This window comes from Micromonospora sp. TSRI0369 (genome assembly GCF_001905625.1).
GTDB lineage: Bacteria > Actinomycetota > Actinomycetes > Mycobacteriales > Micromonosporaceae > Micromonospora > Micromonospora echinospora_A.
In genome coordinates, this window is sequence record NZ_LIVU01000004.1 from 651,075 (window position 1) to 670,150 (window position 19,076).

The 19,076-nt window shown below is 74.3% G+C and carries 17 protein-coding genes; 8 read left to right on the forward strand and 9 right to left on the reverse strand.

Annotated elements, in window-relative coordinates; genetic code table 11:
- Positions 1–68: 68 nt before the first annotated feature.
- A complete protein-coding gene (locus tag AMK25_RS15970; RefSeq protein WP_073829141.1) occupies positions 69–977 on the reverse strand; it encodes an ABC transporter permease in 909 nt (302 codons plus the stop codon).
- Positions 977–3,841 carry an alpha/beta fold hydrolase gene (locus tag AMK25_RS15975; protein WP_073829142.1) on the reverse strand — a complete coding sequence of 955 codons (2,865 nt, stop codon included), beginning with the start codon at positions 3,839–3,841 and terminating at the stop codon, positions 977–979. The genes AMK25_RS15970 and AMK25_RS15975 overlap by 1 nt, the downstream gene beginning before the upstream one ends.
- Before the next feature lie 374 nt (positions 3,842–4,215).
- On the opposite strand from AMK25_RS15975, the gene AMK25_RS15980 reads away from it, so the two are divergent.
- From AMK25_RS15980 to AMK25_RS16010, 7 genes are read left to right on the forward strand one after another with little or no spacing between them, the layout of a single operon-like run.
- The gene (locus tag AMK25_RS15980; RefSeq protein ID WP_073829143.1) at positions 4,216–5,397 is read left to right on the forward strand and encodes a hypothetical protein; all 1,182 of its coding nucleotides are present in this window, start codon (positions 4,216–4,218) and stop codon (positions 5,395–5,397) included.
- Complete coding sequence (locus AMK25_RS15985) at positions 5,384–8,302, forward strand: nitrate- and nitrite sensing domain-containing protein (protein ID WP_073829352.1); 2,919 nt, start codon at positions 5,384–5,386, stop codon at positions 8,300–8,302. Before AMK25_RS15980 ends, AMK25_RS15985 begins: the two co-directional genes overlap by 14 nt.
- Positions 8,299–8,763 carry a roadblock/LC7 domain-containing protein gene (locus AMK25_RS15990; RefSeq protein WP_073829144.1) on the forward strand — a complete coding sequence of 155 codons (465 nt, stop codon included), beginning with the start codon at positions 8,299–8,301 and terminating at the stop codon, positions 8,761–8,763. The genes AMK25_RS15985 and AMK25_RS15990 overlap by 4 nt, the downstream gene beginning before the upstream one ends.
- Positions 8,760–9,209 (forward strand): DUF742 domain-containing protein, encoded by a 450-nt coding sequence (locus AMK25_RS15995; RefSeq protein ID WP_073829145.1) that lies wholly within the window; start codon positions 8,760–8,762, stop codon positions 9,207–9,209. Before AMK25_RS15990 ends, AMK25_RS15995 begins: the two co-directional genes overlap by 4 nt.
- The gene (locus tag AMK25_RS16000; RefSeq protein WP_174534017.1) at positions 9,187–9,981 is read left to right on the forward strand and encodes a GTP-binding protein; all 795 of its coding nucleotides are present in this window, start codon (positions 9,187–9,189) and stop codon (positions 9,979–9,981) included. Before AMK25_RS15995 ends, AMK25_RS16000 begins: the two co-directional genes overlap by 23 nt.
- A 48-nt stretch (positions 9,982–10,029) precedes the next feature.
- Complete coding sequence (locus AMK25_RS16005) at positions 10,030–10,521, forward strand: hypothetical protein (RefSeq protein ID WP_073829354.1); 492 nt, start codon at positions 10,030–10,032, stop codon at positions 10,519–10,521.
- A gap of 38 nt (positions 10,522–10,559) precedes the next feature.
- Positions 10,560–12,797, forward strand: a complete 2,238-nt coding sequence (locus AMK25_RS16010; protein ID WP_073829146.1) for an AAA family ATPase — start codon at positions 10,560–10,562, stop codon at positions 12,795–12,797.
- Between the two features lie 16 nt (positions 12,798–12,813).
- Here AMK25_RS16010 and AMK25_RS16015 read toward each other — a convergent pair whose 3' ends face one another.
- The 4 genes from AMK25_RS16015 to AMK25_RS16030 all read right to left on the reverse strand — a co-directional run bounded on the left by AMK25_RS16015 (position 12,814) and on the right by AMK25_RS16030 (position 15,988).
- Entirely contained in the window at positions 12,814–13,851 is a 1,038-nt protein-coding gene (locus AMK25_RS16015; RefSeq protein WP_073829355.1) for an SRPBCC family protein, read from the reverse strand.
- 2 nt (positions 13,852–13,853) lie between these two features.
- Positions 13,854–14,261 (reverse strand): hypothetical protein, encoded by a 408-nt coding sequence (locus tag AMK25_RS16020; protein WP_073829147.1) that lies wholly within the window; start codon positions 14,259–14,261, stop codon positions 13,854–13,856.
- 164 nt (positions 14,262–14,425) lie between these two features.
- Entirely contained in the window at positions 14,426–14,935 is a 510-nt protein-coding gene (locus AMK25_RS16025; RefSeq protein WP_073829148.1) for a GNAT family N-acetyltransferase, read from the reverse strand.
- Positions 14,936–15,085: 150 nt separating this feature from the next.
- Positions 15,086–15,988: a hypothetical protein gene (locus AMK25_RS16030; protein ID WP_073829149.1), complete on the reverse strand. Its 903-nt coding sequence runs from the start codon at positions 15,986–15,988 to the stop codon at positions 15,086–15,088.
- A 152-nt stretch (positions 15,989–16,140) separates the two neighbouring features.
- Between AMK25_RS16030 and AMK25_RS16035 the strand changes: the two genes are divergently transcribed.
- Positions 16,141–16,353 (forward strand): hypothetical protein, encoded by a 213-nt coding sequence (locus tag AMK25_RS16035; RefSeq protein ID WP_073829150.1) that lies wholly within the window; start codon positions 16,141–16,143, stop codon positions 16,351–16,353.
- Positions 16,354–16,359: 6 nt separating this feature from the next.
- Here AMK25_RS16035 and AMK25_RS16040 read toward each other — a convergent pair whose 3' ends face one another.
- From AMK25_RS16040 to AMK25_RS16050, 3 genes are all read right to left on the reverse strand, one after another.
- Entirely contained in the window at positions 16,360–16,785 is a 426-nt protein-coding gene (locus AMK25_RS16040; protein WP_073829151.1) for a DUF3263 domain-containing protein, read from the reverse strand.
- A gap of 137 nt (positions 16,786–16,922) precedes the next feature.
- Positions 16,923–17,936, reverse strand: coding sequence for an ABC transporter permease subunit (locus AMK25_RS16045; RefSeq protein ID WP_073829152.1), 1,014 nt, complete (start codon positions 17,934–17,936; stop codon positions 16,923–16,925).
- Positions 17,933–18,931: an ATP-binding cassette domain-containing protein gene (locus AMK25_RS16050; protein WP_073829153.1), complete on the reverse strand. Its 999-nt coding sequence runs from the start codon at positions 18,929–18,931 to the stop codon at positions 17,933–17,935. The genes AMK25_RS16045 and AMK25_RS16050 overlap by 4 nt, the downstream gene beginning before the upstream one ends.
- Positions 18,932–19,076: the final 145 nt, after the last annotated feature.

Sequence of the window (19,076 nt, forward strand, 5' to 3'; positions counted from 1 at the left end):
GGACAATTGCTTGGGAACGCTCCCATGATATGGGCGGACGCGCCAACGTGGGTACCCCGCCGGTCACCTCAGCTGGTGATGTCCTTGCGGGTGAAGCGCCAGAAGGCCAGGCTCCAGAACAACGTGGCGTAGACGATTGCCGAGAACGCGCCCTTGACAACGTCATCGGTCTGCATCGGCGAGGACAGCAACCCCAGCCAGGCGCTGCTGTAGTGGGTGGGCAGCAGGTTCCGCAGGCCGCCCAGCGCGGTGATCTGGTCCAGGATGCTGGAGAGGATCCAGAGCAGCACCGCGCCGCCGACCGCGCCGAGCGCGGCGTCGGTGGTCACCGACAGCAGGAACGCCAGCCCGGCCACCACCAGCAGCACCACCGCCAGGTACCCGAGCACCCCGAGCAGCCGCAGCAACCCGTCGGCCGGAGCCAGCTCGGCCGAGACCTGGCTGCTCAACGGCTTCCAGCCGTACCGCAGCGTGCCGGCCAGCAGCGCGGTGCCGGCCAGCAACAGCAGCGCCAGCCCGGAGTACGCGAGCGCGACGACCAGCTTCACCGCGAGCAGCCGGGCCCGGGGCACCGGTACGGCCAGCAGGTAGCGCAGGCTGCCCCAGCTCGCCTCGCTGGCCACCGTGTCGCCGCAGAACAACGCCACCACCACGACCAGCAGGAACGACGCGGAGACCAGGATCGAGAACAGGGTGAAGTTGAGCCCGCCCGACGTGGCCAGGTCGGCCAGGCTGGAGAACTCGCCCCGCCCGCCGCGGTCGTCGTCCCCGGAGTCGAACTGGAACGCCACCAGGATGATCAGCGGCAGCACCACCATGAACCCCAGCGCGAGCTGGGTACGCCGGCGCGACGCCTGCCGCCGGAACTCCGCGGCGAACGGAAGCGTCGCGGAGGGCCGGTAACCGGCCGCCGCACCGCCCGCGCCGGGCCCGGACGTGCCACCACCAGGCGACGATGCCACAGACGAACCCGCCATCACCGGTCCCCGCTTCCCCGAGAGTTCTCGCCGACCAGGGCGAGGAACGCGTCCTCCAGGCGGCGCCGGGGCACCACCCGGTCCACTCCGATACCGGCCCGGACCAGCTCGGCCACCACCTCGCTGCGGGCGGTGCCGTTGGTGTCGACCACCAGCCCGCCGTCGCCGTCGGGCAGCACCCGTACGCCGCCGAGCCGGTCGAGCACCGTACGCGCCGCGTCCGGATCGCTCACGTCGAACAGCACGCTCGGCGACTCGCCGACGATCTCCTCCACCGGGCCGGACGCCACGATCCGCCCCTTGTTGACCACCACCGCGTGCGTGCAGGTCTGCTCCACCTCGGCCAGCAGGTGGCTGGAGACCAGCACCGCCCGGCCGTCGGTGGCGTAGCGCTGGAGCACCCGGCGCATCTCCGCGATCTGCGGCGGGTCCAGCCCGTCCGTCGGCTCGTCCAGCACCAGCAGCTCGGGCAGGCCGAGCATGGCCTGGGCGATGGCCAGCCGCTGCCGCATGCCGTGGCTGTACTTCTTCGTCCGCCGGTGCACCGAGTCGCCAAGGCCGGCGATCGCCAGCGCCTCGTCGAAGTGCGCGTCCTCCCACGGCCGGCCGGTCGCCCGCCAGTACGCCTTGAGGTTGTCCAGCCCGGACAGGTGCGGCAGGAAGCCCGGCCCCTCGACGAGCGCGCCGATCCGGGAAAGCACCGGCGAGCCGGGCACCAGCCGGTGACCGAAGACGTAGATCTCCCCGGCGGTGGGCTGGGTCAGCCCCATCAGCACCCGCAGCGTCGTGGTCTTGCCCGCGCCGTTGGGCCCGAGCAGGCCGACCACCTGGCCGGGGTGCACCTCGAAGTCGACGTCGGAGACCGCGACGAAACCGTCCGCGTACTCCTTGCGCAGGTTGCGCACGGCGAGCGGGACGCCCGCGTACTCCGGGTGCACCGAGCTGTCCTGGCGACGGTGCCGGCGGCGGGTGAGCAGCACGACCACGACGAGCCCGAGCACGATCGCGGCGAGCAGACCGCCCAGCGCCCAGCGCCACACCGCGGCCGTGGTGGGGATGGGCGAGGCGTCGACGGTGGGCAGCGTCAGCGGCCCGTCGGCCAGCGCCACGGTGTGCACGGCCGGCTCGGCCGGGGAGGCGTACGCCTGGTCCGACGTCGCCACCACGAGCCGCAGCCGGTGCCCGGCCTCGACCCGCCGGACGATCCCCGGCAGCGTGACGGTGACCGGCGTGGCCGCGTCGACGGTGGCCGGCAGGCCGGTCAGTCGCACCGGCGCCACCAGGCCCGACGGCAGCGTGGCCGCGCCCTGCGGGTCGACGTCGTAGAGCTTCACGAAGAGCACCGCCTCGCCGGTCGGGGAGGCGGCCCTGATCCGCACCGTGGGCGCGCCCACCACGTCGACCGCGTCGTCCAGCGGCGCCGACTCGAAGCGGGCGTGCTGGCCGGGGATGTCCCCCGCCACGCCGTCCAGCAGCGAGCCGAGCGCGCCCGCGAACGGCACCGAGGAGATCGCCGCCGGGTTGCCGTTCGGCGGTACGGCGACCGGCTGGGGCGGGCCGGCGAGCGTCACCTCGCGGCGGTCCTGCCCGGCCAGCCCCGGATAGTCGGCGGTACGGAAGCCGGTGGCCACCAGGCCCCGGTCGAGCGCGTCGAACCCGGCGATCCGGGAGAACGTGAACGTGTCGCCGGGTGCAGCTCCGTCACCCTTGACGTAGTGGTCGAGCCACTGCGCGGTCAGGAACTTCACCCGGTCGGAGTCGGAGGTGGGTCCGGAGCCGCCGTCGTGGCCGCCGGTGAACCAGGCGACCCGCACCGGCGTGCCGGCGGCGGCGATGCCACGGGCGTTGGCGTCCGCCTCGGCCAGCGGGAACAGCGTGTCCGCCTCGCCCTGGACCAGCAGCGTCGGTGACTTGATCCGGTCCAGCACGCCGGCCGGCGACGACCGGCGCAGCAGCTCGACCGCCGCCGCGTCGGCCCGGCCGGTGGTGGCGATGCGCAGGTACGCGGCGCAGACGTCGGCGGCGAAGCGGCCGCAGGACGGGTCGGCGGCGCCGCCCGGCGCGCGACCGGAACCGGTACCCGGCCCGGCGCCCGGCTGCGGACTCGGCGGGCCGGCGGACTCGGGCGCGCCCTCCGGCGCGGCGGCGGTGGCCCCGGAGAGCCCGGCCGGACCGGAGCCGGCGTTCCCGCCGCCGCCGAAGAAGATGCCGGCCCAGCCCTTCTTGAACACGCCGTCGGTGGCCTGCCGGCCGGTGCTCTCCGGCAGGAACGCCCGGGACAGGTCGTTCCAGGTGATCATCGGGACGATCGCGTCGACCCGCTGGTCCTGCGCGGCCAGCAGCAGGGCCAGGCCGCCGCCGTACGAGCCGCCGACCACACCGACCCGGGGGTCGCCGGCCGCGTCGAGGCGGATGTCCGGACGCTCCGCCAGGCGGTCGAGCAGGCGCTGCGCGTCCCGCACCTCGTAGTCGGGGCTGTCCAGGTGGATCTGGCCGCCGCTGCGCCCGAAGCCACGAGCCGTCCAGGTGAGCACCGCGTACCCCCGGGCGGCCAGGTCCTCGGCGTCGGAGCGGACCGAGTCCTTGGTGCCGCCGAAGCCGTGCGCCAGCAGGACCGCCGGTACGCGGTTCGCGGCCGACGCGCGGTCCGGCAGGTAGAGCGTGGTGTCCAGGTCGACCGGCTCGTCGCCGGAGGGCCCGGAGCGGACGGTCACCAGCGCCGGCTCGGTGCGGAAGTCCGGGGTCTGCGGCCGGGCCACCCAGACGAGCCCGGCGGCGACGAGGACGACCACCGCCACGACGGCGACGATCCGGCGTGGGCGTCCGGCCAGGGCGCGCCGGATCCGCGCGACTGGTGATCTCATGCGGCACACGGTACGGGCCGATCGCTGTGCATTCGCTGAGATCCGCCGTACGTCTGTCCGGTTGCGCCGTTCGTCGCTCGCAGACCGTCGTCCGCCAAAGGTCCAGAACATCCCAGCGGTGCATGTTCGGATCATGTGAATTCACATCTACACGCGCAAACCACCGTCGATGTCACTTCTCGGCTACATGATCGGACGCTGAGTGACGCCCAGGCTCACTCAGCGTCGCCCAGAATGGACTGACGTGAAGCCGACTCATCGACCGAGGTTGCACCGACGTCCGGTTCGGCTACTTTTCCGGTCCGGTGCACGGGACTGCGTACGGCGACCTCCCGGGGCACCGACCGCCCCGCCGTCGCCGGAGGAGACACACCATGACAGTCCCCGCGCCGCGGGTCCGTCGGCGGCCCGCCGTACCGGGCCGTACGCTTCCCCTGCTGCTGGTGCTGGCGCTGCTCGTACCGCTCGGGTTCATCTTCGCCCAGGCCGAGAACAACGCCGCCGACGACCACGAGCTGGCGAGCCGGGAACGGCTCGGCGTCCGCTACCTGCGCGCTCTCGGCCCGATCACCGACGCGCTGGTGGAGGCGCAGGCGATCGCGGTCGCCGAGGGGTCCGTCTCCCGGACCGCGCTCACCGCCGCGATCGAGGGCATCGCCGAGGTGGACAACGCCGTCGGCGACGAGTTGCGCACCCACGAGCGCTGGGCCGGGCTGCGGGCGAAGCTGGAGGCGCTGCCGGATCGCGGGCTCGGCGACCCCGAGGCCGCCTTCCGGGCCTACGGCGAGGCGTCCGACCTGCTGCTGGCCCTCTACCGCAAGGTTCGGGAGAGCTCCGGACTGATCCGCGACCCGCGCTCGGACTCGTTCTTCCTCCAGGACGGCATCGGCGGTGACCTGCCCACCGCGACGGTACTGGCCGGGCGGCTCGTCGACCTGGCCCGGCTGGCGGCCAAGCGTCCCGCCGCCGAACGCGCGCGGACCGGAGCGGAACTGGCCGAGCTGCGCGTCGCCGCGCTCGGCCCGGCCACCGACCTCGTCGCCGACCTGCGCTCCGCTGTCGACAGCTCGGAGAGCACCGACCTGGGCGCCAACGTGCTCACCCCGCTGGACACCTACCAGCGCTCGCTGGAGACGTTCTCGGCCTACTCGGCGCCCGGCGGCGGCCGGTCCGCGCCGGGCACCGACCAGCTCACCCAGGCCGGGATCACCGCGCAGAACGCCGCCAAGCAGCTCCGGACGGTCATCCTCGACCAGCTCGACACGCTGCTGAAGGAACGGCTGGACGCGATCGACCGGGACCTGCTGCTGGGCCGGGTCGCGGCCGGCACGGCAGTCGCGCTGCTCGCCGGGATCGCCGCGCTGCACCTCGCCGCGGTGCGGCGGGAGCGGTCCTCCGGCCCTCCTCCGGCGCGCCGGATGCCGACCGAGGCAGGACCGCCACCGGCGGTCCACGAGGACCCGCCGATCGTCGCGTCCGAGGGTGACCGCCAGCCGGTCGCCGTCGGCCGGGGCGGCGACGCCGACCGGTGGAGGCCGTTCGATGCTGCTCGCTAGGTTACGGATCCGGGGCAAGCTCGCCCTGCTGGTGATCATCCCGCTGCTCAGCATGGTCGGGCTGGCCGTTCCGGTGGTCATCGACCGGGTGGCCGCCGCGCAACGGGCCGCCGACACCGCCGAGACGGTCCGCATCGCCAGCCGGGTCGGCAGCCTGGTCCAGGATCTCCAGCAGGAACGCCTGCTCTCGATCGGGCTGCTGCTCGGGCGGGTGGCCCGCACCGAGCTGATCCAGAAGTCGGCCACCGTCGACGACCGGGTCGCCGACCTGCGCGCCGAGACGCTGCCCGCGCCGATCCGCGAGAGCCTCGACGGGGTACGCAAGCTGGACGACGTCCGCACCGCCACGCTCGCCGGCCGGGCCAGGCCGGACCAGATCCTGACCGCGTTCGCCGAGGTCGACACCGCCCTGATCGACGCGCTGCGGCTGCCGTACCAGGTGGACACCGACACCGCGGCCGGCCGGCAGGTGCTCGCCCTGGACGCGCTGCTGCGCGTCGACGAGGCACTCAGCTCCTGCACCACCCGGATCGTGCTGGTCAAGGCGACTGGCGACCCGCTGATGTCGCGGTCGTTCGTGGCGTGCATGGCGGCGCTCAACGTCGACAACCGGCGCTTCCGCCGGCTGATCACGCCGGAGCAGCTCAAGGTGGCCGAGCTGGACGACGCGGCGGTGGCCGCGCGGACCAGCCCGACGTTCCTGGTGGACAGCCTCCGCGACCCCGACGCGGCGATCGCGCCGGTCTCGCTGGACGTGCTCTTCCCCGCCTCCCGGTCCATGATCACGCTGGGCCAGTTCGTGGAGAAGAAGGTCGTCGCGGACGTCATCGCGGAGACCCGCGCCCGGGAACGGGAGGCCCTGACCGCGGCCTGGCTGGTCACCCTGGCGGCCGGCGTCATCCTGCTGGTCGTGGTGCTGCTGAGCATGACGGTGGCCCGTACCGTCGCCCGCCCGCTGAGCCGGCTCACCCGCTCCGCCGAGCGGGTCGCCCGGGTCGCCGAGGCGGAACTGACCCGGGTCGCCGACGACGAGTCCGAGAGCGTGCCCCCGGTACGCCTCGACCCGGTGGAGGTCGGCGCCCGGGACGAGATCGGCGAGCTGGCCCGCGCGTTCGACCGGGTGCAGCACACCGCCGCCCGGCTGGTCGAGCGCCAGGTGGCCGGACGCCGCAACGTGGCGCAGATGTTCGGCCACGTCGGGCGGCGTACGCAGAACCTGGTCGGCCGCCAGATCGCGCTCATCGACCGGCTGGAGCGGCAGGAGACGGACCCGGGCCGGCTGGAGCACCTGTACCGGCTCGACCACATCTCCAGCCGCCTGCGCCGTAACGCGGGCAGCCTGGTGGTGCTCTCCGGCGCCACCGGCTCGGACGGCCACGTGGCCCCGGTCCCGCTGGCCGACGTGGTCCGGCTCGCGCTCGGCGAGATCGAGGACTACACCCGCGTCGACGTGGAGGTGCCGCCCGGTGTGGCGGCGGCGCCCGCGATCGTCGGCGACCTGGTCCTGACGCTGGCCGAGCTGATGGAGAACGCCACCTCCTTCTCGGCGCCGCACACCCGCGTGGTGGTGACCGGCGAGCTGACCGACGGCGGCGCCCGGCTCGTCGTGGTCGACCACGGCATCGGCCTGACCGAGGAGCGGATGACCGAGGAGAACGCCCGGTTCACCCGCCGGGAACGGCTCGACCTCGCCCCGACCGAGGTGCTCGGCCTCTTCGTCGTCGGCCGCCTGGCCCGGCGGCACGGCTGGCACGTCCGGCTGACCCCGACCGTCGGGGGCGGCGTCACCGCCACCCTGGAGGTCCCGGCCGCCTCGCTCGTGGTCCGCCGGGCCGAGCCGGCCTTCGCCGGCGCCGCGCGGGCCGCCGTACCGCCCGGCGGGCACGATCGCGGACCGACGACCGGCGAACCGCCCGCCGGTTTCGACGCGGAGCTGCTGAGCCGGGCCACCCGCAGCATGTCCAGCGGCAACCCGTGGAACGCCTTCGGCAACCGGGACGATGCTCCGGAGCCGGCCGAGGAACTGAACTTCCCCACCGCCGGACCGCCGCCCGCCTGGCCGCCGGCCGCCGGTGCGCCCGCCACCCTGCCGGCCGGACCGGCGGCGCGCCCCGGCCGTACCTCCCCGCCGACACCGGTCGTCGGCCCGGTCCCGGTCGCTCCCCCGGCCGCCGGGCCGACGGCCGGCCCGACCCGCACGCCGCCGGCCGGTCCGGCCCTGACCCCACCGGCCGGTCCGGCCCTGACCCCACCGGCGGGGCCGGCCCTGACCCCGCCCGCCGGTCCGGCCCTCGCGCCGACCGCCGGGGCCGGCCTGGCCGCCGGGCCGTCGTCGCCACCGGCCGCCCGGCCGGTGCGCACGCCCAGCGTCGGTTCCGCGCCCGTGCCGACCGCCGGACCGGCGTCGGCCCCACCGGTCGGACCGGTCCGCTCGGCGCCGCCCGCCGGTGGTCGCCCGTCGGTCCCGGCCGGGCCGGAGCCGGTCGGCCCGGCCGCCGGACGGCCCGGCGCCCGGTCGCCGATCCGGCAGCGGGTGCCCGGGGCGAACCTCCCGGCCCCCGCGCCCACCGCCCCGGCCGGCCCGGCGACCGCCGGGCCGCTGATCGGCGTCCCCGCCGACCCGGCCCACGTCCGGGCCCTGGTCGAGGCGTTCCAGGACGGCGTACGCCGGGCCGAGGGCCACAGCGTCTCCGCCCCGCCCACCACGGAACGACCCCGGCTGAGCCGGCGGGTGCCGGGCGCGAACCTGGCCGCCACCGCGACCCAGTCCACGCCCCCGACCAGTTCCGACCCCGGCGACCCCGTCGAGGTCCGCAATCTCGTCAACGAGTTCGAGGCGGGCGTCGCCCGTGCTCTGCGCGAAGTCAGCCCAGACCGTCATTACGAAGAGGACCCATCACGGTGACCAGCCCGTTCCTGCACGACAACATCGAACAGAGCGCCACCGGCGACCTCAGCCCCGAGGCGCGCACCTTCAACTGGCTGCTCGACTCGTTCACCTCCAGCACCGCCGGGGTGATGGAGGCGATCGCGGTCTCCTCTGACGGGCTGCTGATGGCCATGTCCGCCATCAAGGACCGGTCCAACGCGGAACGGCTCGCCGCCGTGGTCTCCGGCATGACCAGCCTCGCCGGGGGCGCCGCGAGCTGGTACGCGCTGGGCGCGCTCAACCGGGTGATCGTCGACATGGCCGAGGGATACCTGCTGATCAGCGCGATCAGCAGTGGTTCGGTTCTCGGCGTCGTCGCCGACCGTACGGCGAATCTGGGCACCGTGGCGTACGAGATGACGCTCTTCGCCGGCCGGGCCGGCGGCGCCCTGAGTCCCCGCCTGATCGCCGAGCTGAAGAACGCCGTCCAGCAATGATCCCGGGGGCCGCCGGCGCGGACCCGGAGCCGGAACCCGGCATCCGGGTCCGCCCCTTCCTGCACGCGTCCGCTCCGAGTCCGGAGCCGGACGCGGGCGACGGGGAGCCGACCGGCCCGCGCCCGTTCGTGCTGACCGCCGGACGGGTGGACGGCGACCCGGCGATCGGTCTGGAGACCCAGGTCACCGCTCGTCCGGGCAGCACCTCGTGGGCGGTGACCGCCCGGCTCGCCCCGGAGCTGGCGGCGATCGTCGCGATCTGCGCCGAGCCCGTCTCGGTGGCAGAGATCTCCGCCCGGACCCGGATGCACTTCGGTGTGACCCGGGTGCTCGTCGGCGACCTTCGCGCCGCCGGTCATCTCGACGTGCACGTCGCGGACGGCGACGACGCCCTCGATCCCGACATCATCCTGCGAGTGATTGATGGACTTCGTGCGATCTCCTGAATGGCCGGCGGCGGCCCTGGGCGGGCCGTCCGCAAACAGCGCCCCGAGCCGCTACGGCGGACCGGCCCCGCTGATCGGCCGCGCTACACCGCCACCGCCCACCCCGCCGCTGCCGTACCTGCCGCCCGGGGTGCCGCCACAGGAACCGGCGCCGATCGTCAGCCGGGTGCCGGCGCCCCGCCCGCCGATCCCGGTCAAGATCCTGATCGCCGGCGGGTTCGGGGTCGGCAAGACCACCACGGTGGGGGCGATCTCGGAGATCGCGCCGCTGACCACCGAGGCCGAGATGACCACCGTCGGGATCGGCATCGACGACCCCGGCGGCGTCGCCGGGAAGACCACCACGACCGTCGCCATGGACTTCGGCTGCGTGACCATCGACCGCAGCCTCAAGCTCTACCTCTTCGGTACGCCCGGACAGGCGCGGTTCGGCTTCATGTGGGACGACCTGGCCCGGGGGGCGCTCGGCGCGCTCGTGGTGGTGGACAGCGCCCGCCTCGACGACTGCTACCCGGCCATCGACTTCTTCGAGCGGTCCGGGCTGCCGTTCGCCGTCGGCGTCAACGCCTTCGACGGGCGGCTGGCCCTCGACCTGCCGTCGATCCGCTGGGCGCTGGCGATCGCGGAGCACGTGCCGCTCGTACAGTTCGACGCCCGGGACCGGCTCTCGGTCCGGGACGCCCTGCTTGTCGTCCTGGACCGGGCGCTGGACCGGGCGACCCGGTCGGGCCGGCGCGGCGACGGGCCGGCTCCGCAGTCACGGGCGGGCTGAAACACCGACAGTCGTTTCGATCCGTTGTCTGGCGAAGGGGTGGACGCCATGAGAGGTGATCTGGACGAGACACTGGCCCGGATGGCGCGACGCGAAGAGGCGATGCGCCGCCGGGCGCCCGGCGAACCGGCCGGGAGTGCCGACCAGGACGTGCCCCTGGAGGAGCTGCCGGACGAGCCGGGCAACGGGCGGGCGGGGCACGGCGCGTACCGGCTGCGGGGCGGCGCGGCGCCGGCGCGGCGTGACCCGGTCGAGGAGGTCGCCGAGGCGGTCCGGCGGGTCGTGGCCGATCACCCCGGCGTCGCCGTGGCGCTCCGGGTGGAGCTGGGCGACCAGGCGTACCCGCTGCGGGTCTCCTGGTCGGGTCCCGCGGTCACGGTGGGCCCGCCCACGACGCCGACGCCCCCACCGGCGTGGCCCATGTCGGTGAAGACAGTGCCCGCCCCCGGCCAGGACTCGCTCGAGTCGGACCCGGCGGCCCGGCTGGCGGAGATGATCCGGCAGGATCCCTCGTTGCTGGACGGCCCGGACCCGCGCTGAGGCGGCACCGGCGTGGTCACGGCGGCTACTGTCGGCGGGTGGCGGAACCCGACCTGACCCTGACCGCGACGCTGCGGCCGGCCGCGCTCGACGCCCGCCGCGGCGTGGTACGCCTGCATCCCGAGGTGCTCACCGCGCTGGCGCTGCGCCCCGGCGACCCGGTGCGGCTGACCGGCCGCCGGACGACAGCCGGCATCGCAGCCGCCGCCGACCAGAACACCAGCGACGTCCTGCTGCACGCCGACGACCTGCTGCTCGGCAACCTCGGGCTGCGGGCCGGCGGCCAGGTGACGGTGAGCCCGCTGCCGGCCACCCCGGCACGCCGGCTCACGCTGGCCGGCCCGGCCGCGGTGGTCGCCGCGGTCCCGCCGGAGATGCTGCGGCTCGCGCTGCTGGGCAAGGTCGTCACCCCCGGCGACGACGTCTCGCTGCTGCCGCAGGACGTGCTCCCGGACGCCGCCGTGCGCGGCCTGATCGAGGCCGCGCGGCGCAGTCTCGCCAGTTCCGTCGGGTACGCCTGGACCAGCACGCTGCTCAACGTCGTGTCCGCCGAGCCGGCGACCGGCGCGCTCGTCACCATGGACACGGTGGTGGGCTGGGAGCACGGTCCGGCCACCCGCGGCTCCGGGCCGGTGTCCCCGGGCGCGCCCGTCTCCGCTCCCACGGCAACGCCGGCCGGGACGGAACGGGCCGAGGGCCTGCTCGGCCCGGAGGACGCCCCCGACGTCGACGAGCTGCCCGGCCTGCGTGCCCAGGCCGAGGAGCTGACCGAGCTGCTGGACCTGGGCTTCCACCACCGCGAGGTGCTGGGCCGGCTCGGCACCACCGTCTCGCTCGGCGTGCTGGTGGAGGGACCGGCGGGCTCGGGCAAGTCCGCGCTCGTGCGCGCCGTGGCCGCCCGGGTCGGCGCGGGTCTGCGCCCGCTCTGGGCACCGGAGCTGGCCGCGCTCACGAACGACGCCGCGGCCCGCAGACTCCGTGAGGCGGCGTCGGCGGTACGCGCCGGCGGACCTGCGGTGCTGCTGGTCACCGACGTGGAGGCGATCGCCCCGGCCGACGAGCCCGGTCCGCTGGCCACCGTGTTCCGGCAGGTGGTCGCCGAGACGCTGCGGGCCGGCGTGGCGGTGGTCTGCACCAGCGGGCGACCCGAAGCGGTCGACCCGGGGCTGCGCGGCCCGGATCTGCTGGCGCTGCGGATCACCGTGCCGCTGCCCGACGCGGCGCTGCGCCGGGAACAGCTGACAGTGCTCACCCGGCAGGTGCCGCTGGCCGGCGACGTACGGCTGGACGAGGTGGCCGGCCGTACCCCCGGGTTCGTCGCGGCGGACCTGGCGGCGCTCGTCCGCGAGGCCGGGGTACGCGCGGCGCTGCGGCAGAAGACGGCGGAGACGCCGACGGTGGCGATGACGGACTTCACCGAGGCGCTGGAGGTGGTCCGGCCGACGACCATGTCCGCGTCCACGCTGGAGCTGGCGTCGGTGACGCTCGACGACGTGGGCGGGCTGCACGACGTCAAGCAGACGCTCACCGAGTCGGTGCTCTGGCCGCTCACCTACCCGGACACCTTCGCCCGGCTGGGCGTGACGCCGCCGCGCGGCGTGCTGCTCTACGGCCCGCCCGGCTGCGGCAAGACCTATCTGGTCACCGCGCTGGCCGGGTCCGGGCGGGCGAACGTGTTGTCGGTGAAGGGCGCCGAGCTGCTCTCCAAGTGGGTGGGTGAGAGCGAGCGGGCGGTCCGGGAGTTGTTCCGCCGGGCCCGCCAGGCCGCGCCCACGCTCGTCTTCCTGGACGAGGTGGACGCGCTGGCCCCGGTACGCGGGCAGGCCAGCGACGGCGGCACCACCGACCGGGTGGTGGCGGCGCTGCTCACCGAGCTGGACGGGGTGGAGGCGCTGCGCAACGTGGTGGTGGTCGGCGCGACGAACCGGCCGGAGCTGGTCGACCCGGCGCTGCTGCGGCCCGGCCGGCTGGAACGTCTGGTCTACGTGCCGCCGCCGGACGGCCCGGCCCGCGCGGAGATCCTCCGCGCCGCCGCCCGGGGCGTACCGCTCGCTCCGGACGTCGACCTCGACGCGCTCGGCGCCGAGTTGGACGGCTTCTCCGCCGCCGACTGCACCGCGCTGGTACGTGAGGCGGCGCTCGCCGCCATGCGGGAGTCGCTCAACGCGAGCACTGTGACTGCGGCGCACGTCGGGGCGGCCCGTGACCGTGTCCGGCCGTCGCTGGACCCGGTGCAGCTCGCGCACCTGGAGTCGTACGCGGCCGGCCGGTCCTGACGGGCCGCCCCGGCGGTCAGCGCTCGTCGCGGCGGCGGGCGGCCGGGCGGCGGGGCCGCTCCGGAACGCGGCGGGGGCGGTCGGCACGCGGCTCCCGCTGCTCGCGTACCGGCCGGCTGCGGGAGCGCTCCGGCTCCGTCCGGACCGGCTCGTCGGCGTACTCGTCGTCGTCGAAGTCGTTGCCCTCGTCGTAGGCGGCGTACTCGTCGTCGGCCGGCCCGGCCTCTCCCCGCTCCTCCCGGAGCGCGGTCTCGTGGTCCTTGACGACCTGGGAGTCCTCGATCTCGCCGCGCCAGCCCTCGACCGCGTCCGGGTCGAGCACGGTCCGGGTCATCACGTGCCGGACAAAGTGCTTCAGCTCCAGCCGGACCCGGCGGCCCTGGGCCCGCCACAGGTTGCCGGTGTGCTCGAAGAAGCCCTGCGGGTGGTACTCCAGCACGACCAGGATCTTCGTCAGCTCCGGGCCGACCTCGTGGAAGCTGACGGTGCCGTCGACCGAGCCCTTCTCGCCCTTGGACCGCCAGTGGATGAGCCGGTCCGGGATCTGCCGCACGATCGTCGACTCCCAGGTCCGGTGCGACCAGAGCACCTGTGCCTTCCAGGTCATCTTCTCGTCGTCGTCGCAGTCGGCCTGCTCGACCTTCTTCATGAAGCTCGGGAAGTCGCCGAACGTCGTCCACTGGTTGTAGGCGACCCGGACCGGCACGCCGACCTCGATGGTCTCGACGATGTTGGTGACCTTGAGCTTCCGGCCGCCGTCGCCGCCGCCCTTGCGACCGAACGCCGCCATCAGCTTCTCCTTACCGCCGGCCACGCCGGCATGGAACATGGCCTTCACGGGGGAGTTGCCCTCGGCGAGCTTCCGCGCGCCGGTGGCGGCGGCGACCAAGCCGGGATCGCCGCCCTGCTTGGCGTACTCGGTGAGTCGTCCCGTCGCGTCGGTGACCCGGCCGCTGATCGCCTGCACGGCCCGTTCACCGAACGCCGAGGCGAGGTTGCGCAGCTCGCCGCCGATCTCGTCGCGTACCCGGTCGGTCAGACTGGTCGTCGCCACGGTCACCGCCCCCGCTGCTGTCGATCCGGCGCGACAGGCTGCTCGTCCAGTTCCGGCTCCTCGTCCGGCGCGGAGCGCTCGGTGTCCGGCCGGTCCGGGCCGCTCCTGCGGCGCAGCGCGTCGGCGCCGTCGCGCAGCCGTCCGCCGATCGCGTCGATGCCGCTGCCGGCGGCGGCGGTCGCCGCGGCCCGCCCGGCCGCCACGAGCGGCGGCCCGAGCCCGCCGAGGTTGCGCAACTGCGGGCTGGCGCCCATCAGGTCCGCGCCGAGTTGCCTGATGCCGCCCGGGCGCTGGCTGGCCCGCCCGGCGGCGACCGCCGCGGCGAGCGTCAGCGCGGTACGCATCTTCTTCCGGCGGCCCAGCAGGTAGCCGAAGCCCACCGCCAGCGCCACCCGTGCTCCGCTTTTCATCCGCTCTCCTCCGCACTCCCCCGGGATGCGGACATCGCGATCCCGGAGAGGCGGGCAGTACCCGTCACCCCATTGGCAAAACATTTCCTCAGGGGAACGGAAAAGGCGGTCGAAACCTCGCAGCGAGCGCTAGTGAGCAGCAAGAACGCAATCTGATACGGGCGTCAGCGGATCGGCAGCGCCGAATCCAGGCACATTCGGGCGTGCACTTTTCCGCCCTCCTCGCGCAATTCCGCACCGCATTTCCGCAACACCGACAGCGCGCCCGCGTTGTCCGGCGTGGTGTCCGCGACCACCGTGTGCATGCCGGCCGCCGCGGCGGCGTGCAGCAGCTGCCGGAGCGCGGCGGCGCCCAGACCCCGGCCCCGGGCCGAGCGGCCCAGCCACATGCCCGTCTCCACGGTGCCGGGCTCGTCCCGGCGGGTCATCCGGACCATGCCGACCACCTCGCCGCCGGAGACGATCGCGTACATGGCCGTGCGTGTCGGGCCGTTGAGTCCGCCGAGGCTCGCCCGGTGGAATTCACGGAACGCGTCCCGGCGGGCGAGCGACCAACCCGCGGGCGCCTGCACCGGAGGCATCACGTCCTCCGGTTCTGCCTCCGCCGCCGCTACGGAGAGCAACGGTTCCAGGTTCCGCTCGTCCACCGGCTCCAGCCGTACCGCACCCGTCACGAGGCGCAGTCTGCCGCTCTCCGTCCGGGCCGTCCACCCCTTTGGGCCCGGATTGCCGCTATGGCCGACCGCGTCGGCCGGTCGTACCCCCGGGGTGTTCCGCCTCACGCTGCGTTGTCATCCGACCGGGTTGTTCCGACGTGAGCGTGCTCACGCCGGAGGGGCGAACTCGCACAGCACCACCGAGGCGTCGTCGGTGCGCTTGCGCCGCCGCAACCGCTCCGGGTGGTCCCGCTCGGCCACCCGGACCCGGTCGATCAGCCCCTCCGGCCCCTCCACGGTCGCCACCTCCAGCAGCCCGGCCCAGTCGAAGAGACCGAACTGCTCGACGGCGCAGGAGGCGCCGTCACTGAGCAGCGCGGCCCGGCGCAGCGCACCCGGCCCGCTCAGCGGGACCGTCCCGGTCACCGCGTGGTACGCCGCGTCCGGGTCGCTCGCCGCCGCCCAGTAGCCGTGGGTGCGGTTCATCCGGGTCCGCTGCACTGTCGTCGCCCGCCGGAACCGGGTCGCCGGGTCGGTCTCGCCGTCGGGCAACGCGGCGGCGCTGCGGCGCAGGTCCGCCACGGCGGCCTCCAGCCGGTCGTCGGTGACCACCTCGATCCCGCCTCCGGTGTCGAGCACCAGCGGGCTGTCGCAGAGCACCAGGTAGTCGGCCCGGTCGCCGCTTTCCCGCAGCAGGCAGACCGTCGACGACGGGGTACCCGGATGGTCGAGGTCGCAGGTCCCGCCGTGGTCGGCCCGGACCGCGAGGATCGCCGCCGCCAGACTGCTCATCAGCGTTGCCGCGGGCCGGGCCGCGATCGCCAGGCCGATCCGGGCGGCGAGGTGCCGGACGTACCAGGCGGGACCGTGCACGCATCCGGTGTCGAAGCCCTCCGGCACGGTGGCCCCGTCGAGGACGCCGACGAGCGGACCGAAGCGGAAGACCACGTCCTCGTTCTCCGGGCGTCCCGGCGCCGGGTCGGAGGCGGAACGCACCCGCATCGTCGGCGCCTCCCCGGCCGGGCGGGTCGGTCGGCTGCCGATCGCGTACCGGCGGTCTGGTGCCCCCATCGTGTCCTCCGTTCGTCGCCGTCGGCCGCCTACCCGCGCGACGCCGGGCCATCCGCCGCGCGACCCCGATCGTGACAACCGCCAGTCACCTGCTCCGGACTTTCGGTAGCGTCGAACACGACCGGGTCGGTCCCGGCGACAGGGGGTTGGAGATGTTGGAACGGTTGCACGAAGGGGGCATCCGGGCGGAGCACGCGTACCTCGCCGGATTCCTCAGCATCGGCCTCTCGGTCACCAGCTGGTTCCTCTCCAAGCACATGGAGCGCGCCGGAGTGGCGCGGGCGGACCGCTGGGGCATCTTCATCGGCGAGTGGGCGCCGACGTTCTTCGCCATCGGCAACGGGCTGCGCACGTACGAGAAGTGAGGCGGGTCAGCGGCGCCGGTTGCGGGCCCGGGACGAGCGGAGCCGGCGCAGCCGGCCGACGCGAACCGGCTCGGCGGCGAGCGCGGCCGGGTGGTCGAGCAGCGCGTTGAGCAGCTGGTAGTAGCGGGTCGCGGAGAGCCCGAACGTGTCCCGGATGGCCTGCTCCTTGGCCCCGGCGTGCTTCCACCACTGCGCCTCGAAGGCGAGGATGCGCTGCTCCCGCTCGGTGAGACCGGCCGGCGTCACCGCTTCCGGCGCAGCCTGCCCGACCGGCGCGACGGACTCCGGCTCGGCCTCGGGCGGCGGGGTGGACTCGACGGGCGGGGCGGTCCGGGGTGGCGGAACGGTCCCGCCCGCGTGGCGCGTACCCGCTGCCGGCCCCGGCGGGCCCGGCCGGTCGACGGCGGCCCGGTGTGAGGCGTCGGCGGACATGGCGCTCCTCTCCGGCGGCGGGTGACCGGCAGGCGGAGACGCGCGCCGGCCGGGGGACCCCAGCGTAACCAGGGCCGCCCCCGGCCGCATCGGACGCGGGGTCCGCGCCGCCGGCCGGGCCGGCGGCGCGGACGAGGTCAGGAGATGTCGCGCCGGCGCATCGTCCAGAACGCGGCGGCCACGGCTGCCACCAGGGCCACCCCGAACACCACAGCCGACTGTTCCCACGTGACCACGTACTTGGCCGGCTCGCAGGCGCCCTGCGTGAACTGGCAGGTGTCGTAGTCGTACAGCTCCGCCTGCTTCAGGAACCACGACTGGGCGTACGTGGAAAGCACGTACCGGTCCCCGAACTGGATCCCCAGGATCGCCACGGCGATCCGGATGCCGATCTCGCTCACCGCGAAGATCCCCACCGCCGCGCCGAGCGCCATCGCCGTGTGCCGGCCCAGCGAGGCCAGCGCGAAGCCGACCGCCGCCACGAGCAGCGTCATCCCCAGCGCGCGCAGCCCGTCCAGCCCGATCGACTGCCACACTCCGGCGGTCATCTTGGCGGTGGTGCCGCGCTGGCTGGCGATCAGCCAGAACACCGCCGTCCAGAGCGCGCCGAGCACCACTGTCAGGCCGAACACGGTGGTGAGCAGGGCGGCCAGCTTGGTGCTCAGCACGGCGAGCCGTTTCGGTCGCCAGAGCAGCAGGTTCATCATCCCGCCGGTGTTCCACTCGGCGCCCACGAAGGAGGCGCCGACGATGAAGCCGAACAGCGCCACGGAGGCGGCGAACACGGCGATGAACATGGGGAACTCGGCCCGGAAGTCGAACTGGTAGGGCAGGTTCCACTTCGGGTCGAACATGTCCGGCTGCGGCTGGTAGTCCTTGCCGCAGTTCGGGCCGTACCGTTCCTCGGTCTGCTCACCGCGGGCCTGCGCGGCCTCGCACTCGGCGATCGTGCGCTTCCACTCCTCCGTCGCCCGCTGGTACTGGGCCCGGGAGTCGGCCTCCGCCGCCGCCACCACTGTCGGCGAGAGCTTCTGGCTGGAGAAGCTGAACGCGGTGGCCACGGTGGCCAGGCCGACGAGCAGCAGGACGAGCATGAGCCGGGTCAGCCGGCGCTTGCCGAGCCGGCGCAGCTCGGTGACGAACAGGCTCATGCGCCCCAACCTCCTGCGGTGCCGGTCTGGTCGACCTTGGCGGACTGATCGACCTGCCGGTGCTGGCCGGGAACCGGCGCGGTGGCGGTCAGTTCCAGGAAGACGCTCTCCAGGTCGACGGCGACCGGGGTGAGCTCGCTGACGTACAGGCCCTGCTCGGCGAGGAGCCGGCTCACAGTGGCGGGCTTGTCCACACCGGACAACATCAGGTGGTCCGGCTCGGCGGCCACGCGGACCCCGGCCCGGCTGAGCGCGTCGGCGGCCTGGGGCAGGTCGCTGACCGCCTCCAGGCGTACCCGCACGGTGCCCTGGGAGTGGGCCGCGAGCACCTGCTCGACCGGCCCGAACGCGACCCGGCGGCCGAGCGAGATGATGGTGACCGAGTCGCAGATGAGCTGGATCTCACCGAGGATGTGGCTGGAGAGCACCACCGTCATACCGGCCTCGGACAGGTCCCGCATCAGCCCGCGCATCTCCCGGATGCCGCCCGGGTCGAGGCCGTTGGCGGGCTCGTCGAGGATCAGCAGCTTGGGGTTCTTGAGCAGCGCGGAGGCGACGGCCAGTCGCTGCTTCATGCCGAGCGAGTAGGTCTTGACCCGCTCGCCGGCCCGGTCGCGCAGCCCGACCAACTCCAGCACCTCGTCGACGCGCTGCCTGGGCAGCTCGCCGGCCTGGGCGAGCAGGCCCAGGGTGTCCCGCGCGGAGAAGTTCGGGAAGAACTGCGGACTCTCCACGATGGCGCCGACCTGGCCGGCGACCGCCGGCAGCGCGTGCGGCAGCTCCTGGCCGAGAATGGCCATCCGGCCGCCGTTGGGCCGGATCAGGCCGAGCAGCGTACGCAACGTGGTGGTCTTGCCCGACCCGTTCGGGCCGAGGAAGCCGTGCACCTGCCCGGCCTCCACTCGCATGTCGAAGCCGTCGAGCGCGTGGCGGACCCCGCGCTTCCGGCTCCGGTACGTCTTGCGGAGACCTTCGATCTCCAGGACAGCCGACACAGCTGACCTCCCCCGATAAGTAGGCGTCAGCGACACCATACGCGGTATGCAAGCGAAGGCAATACCCGGTATGCAGTGTCGGCGTGTTGAGGCGTGTTAAAAGGGGGCCCCTCCTCTACCGCAGGCGTTAAGAAGGGGCCCTTCC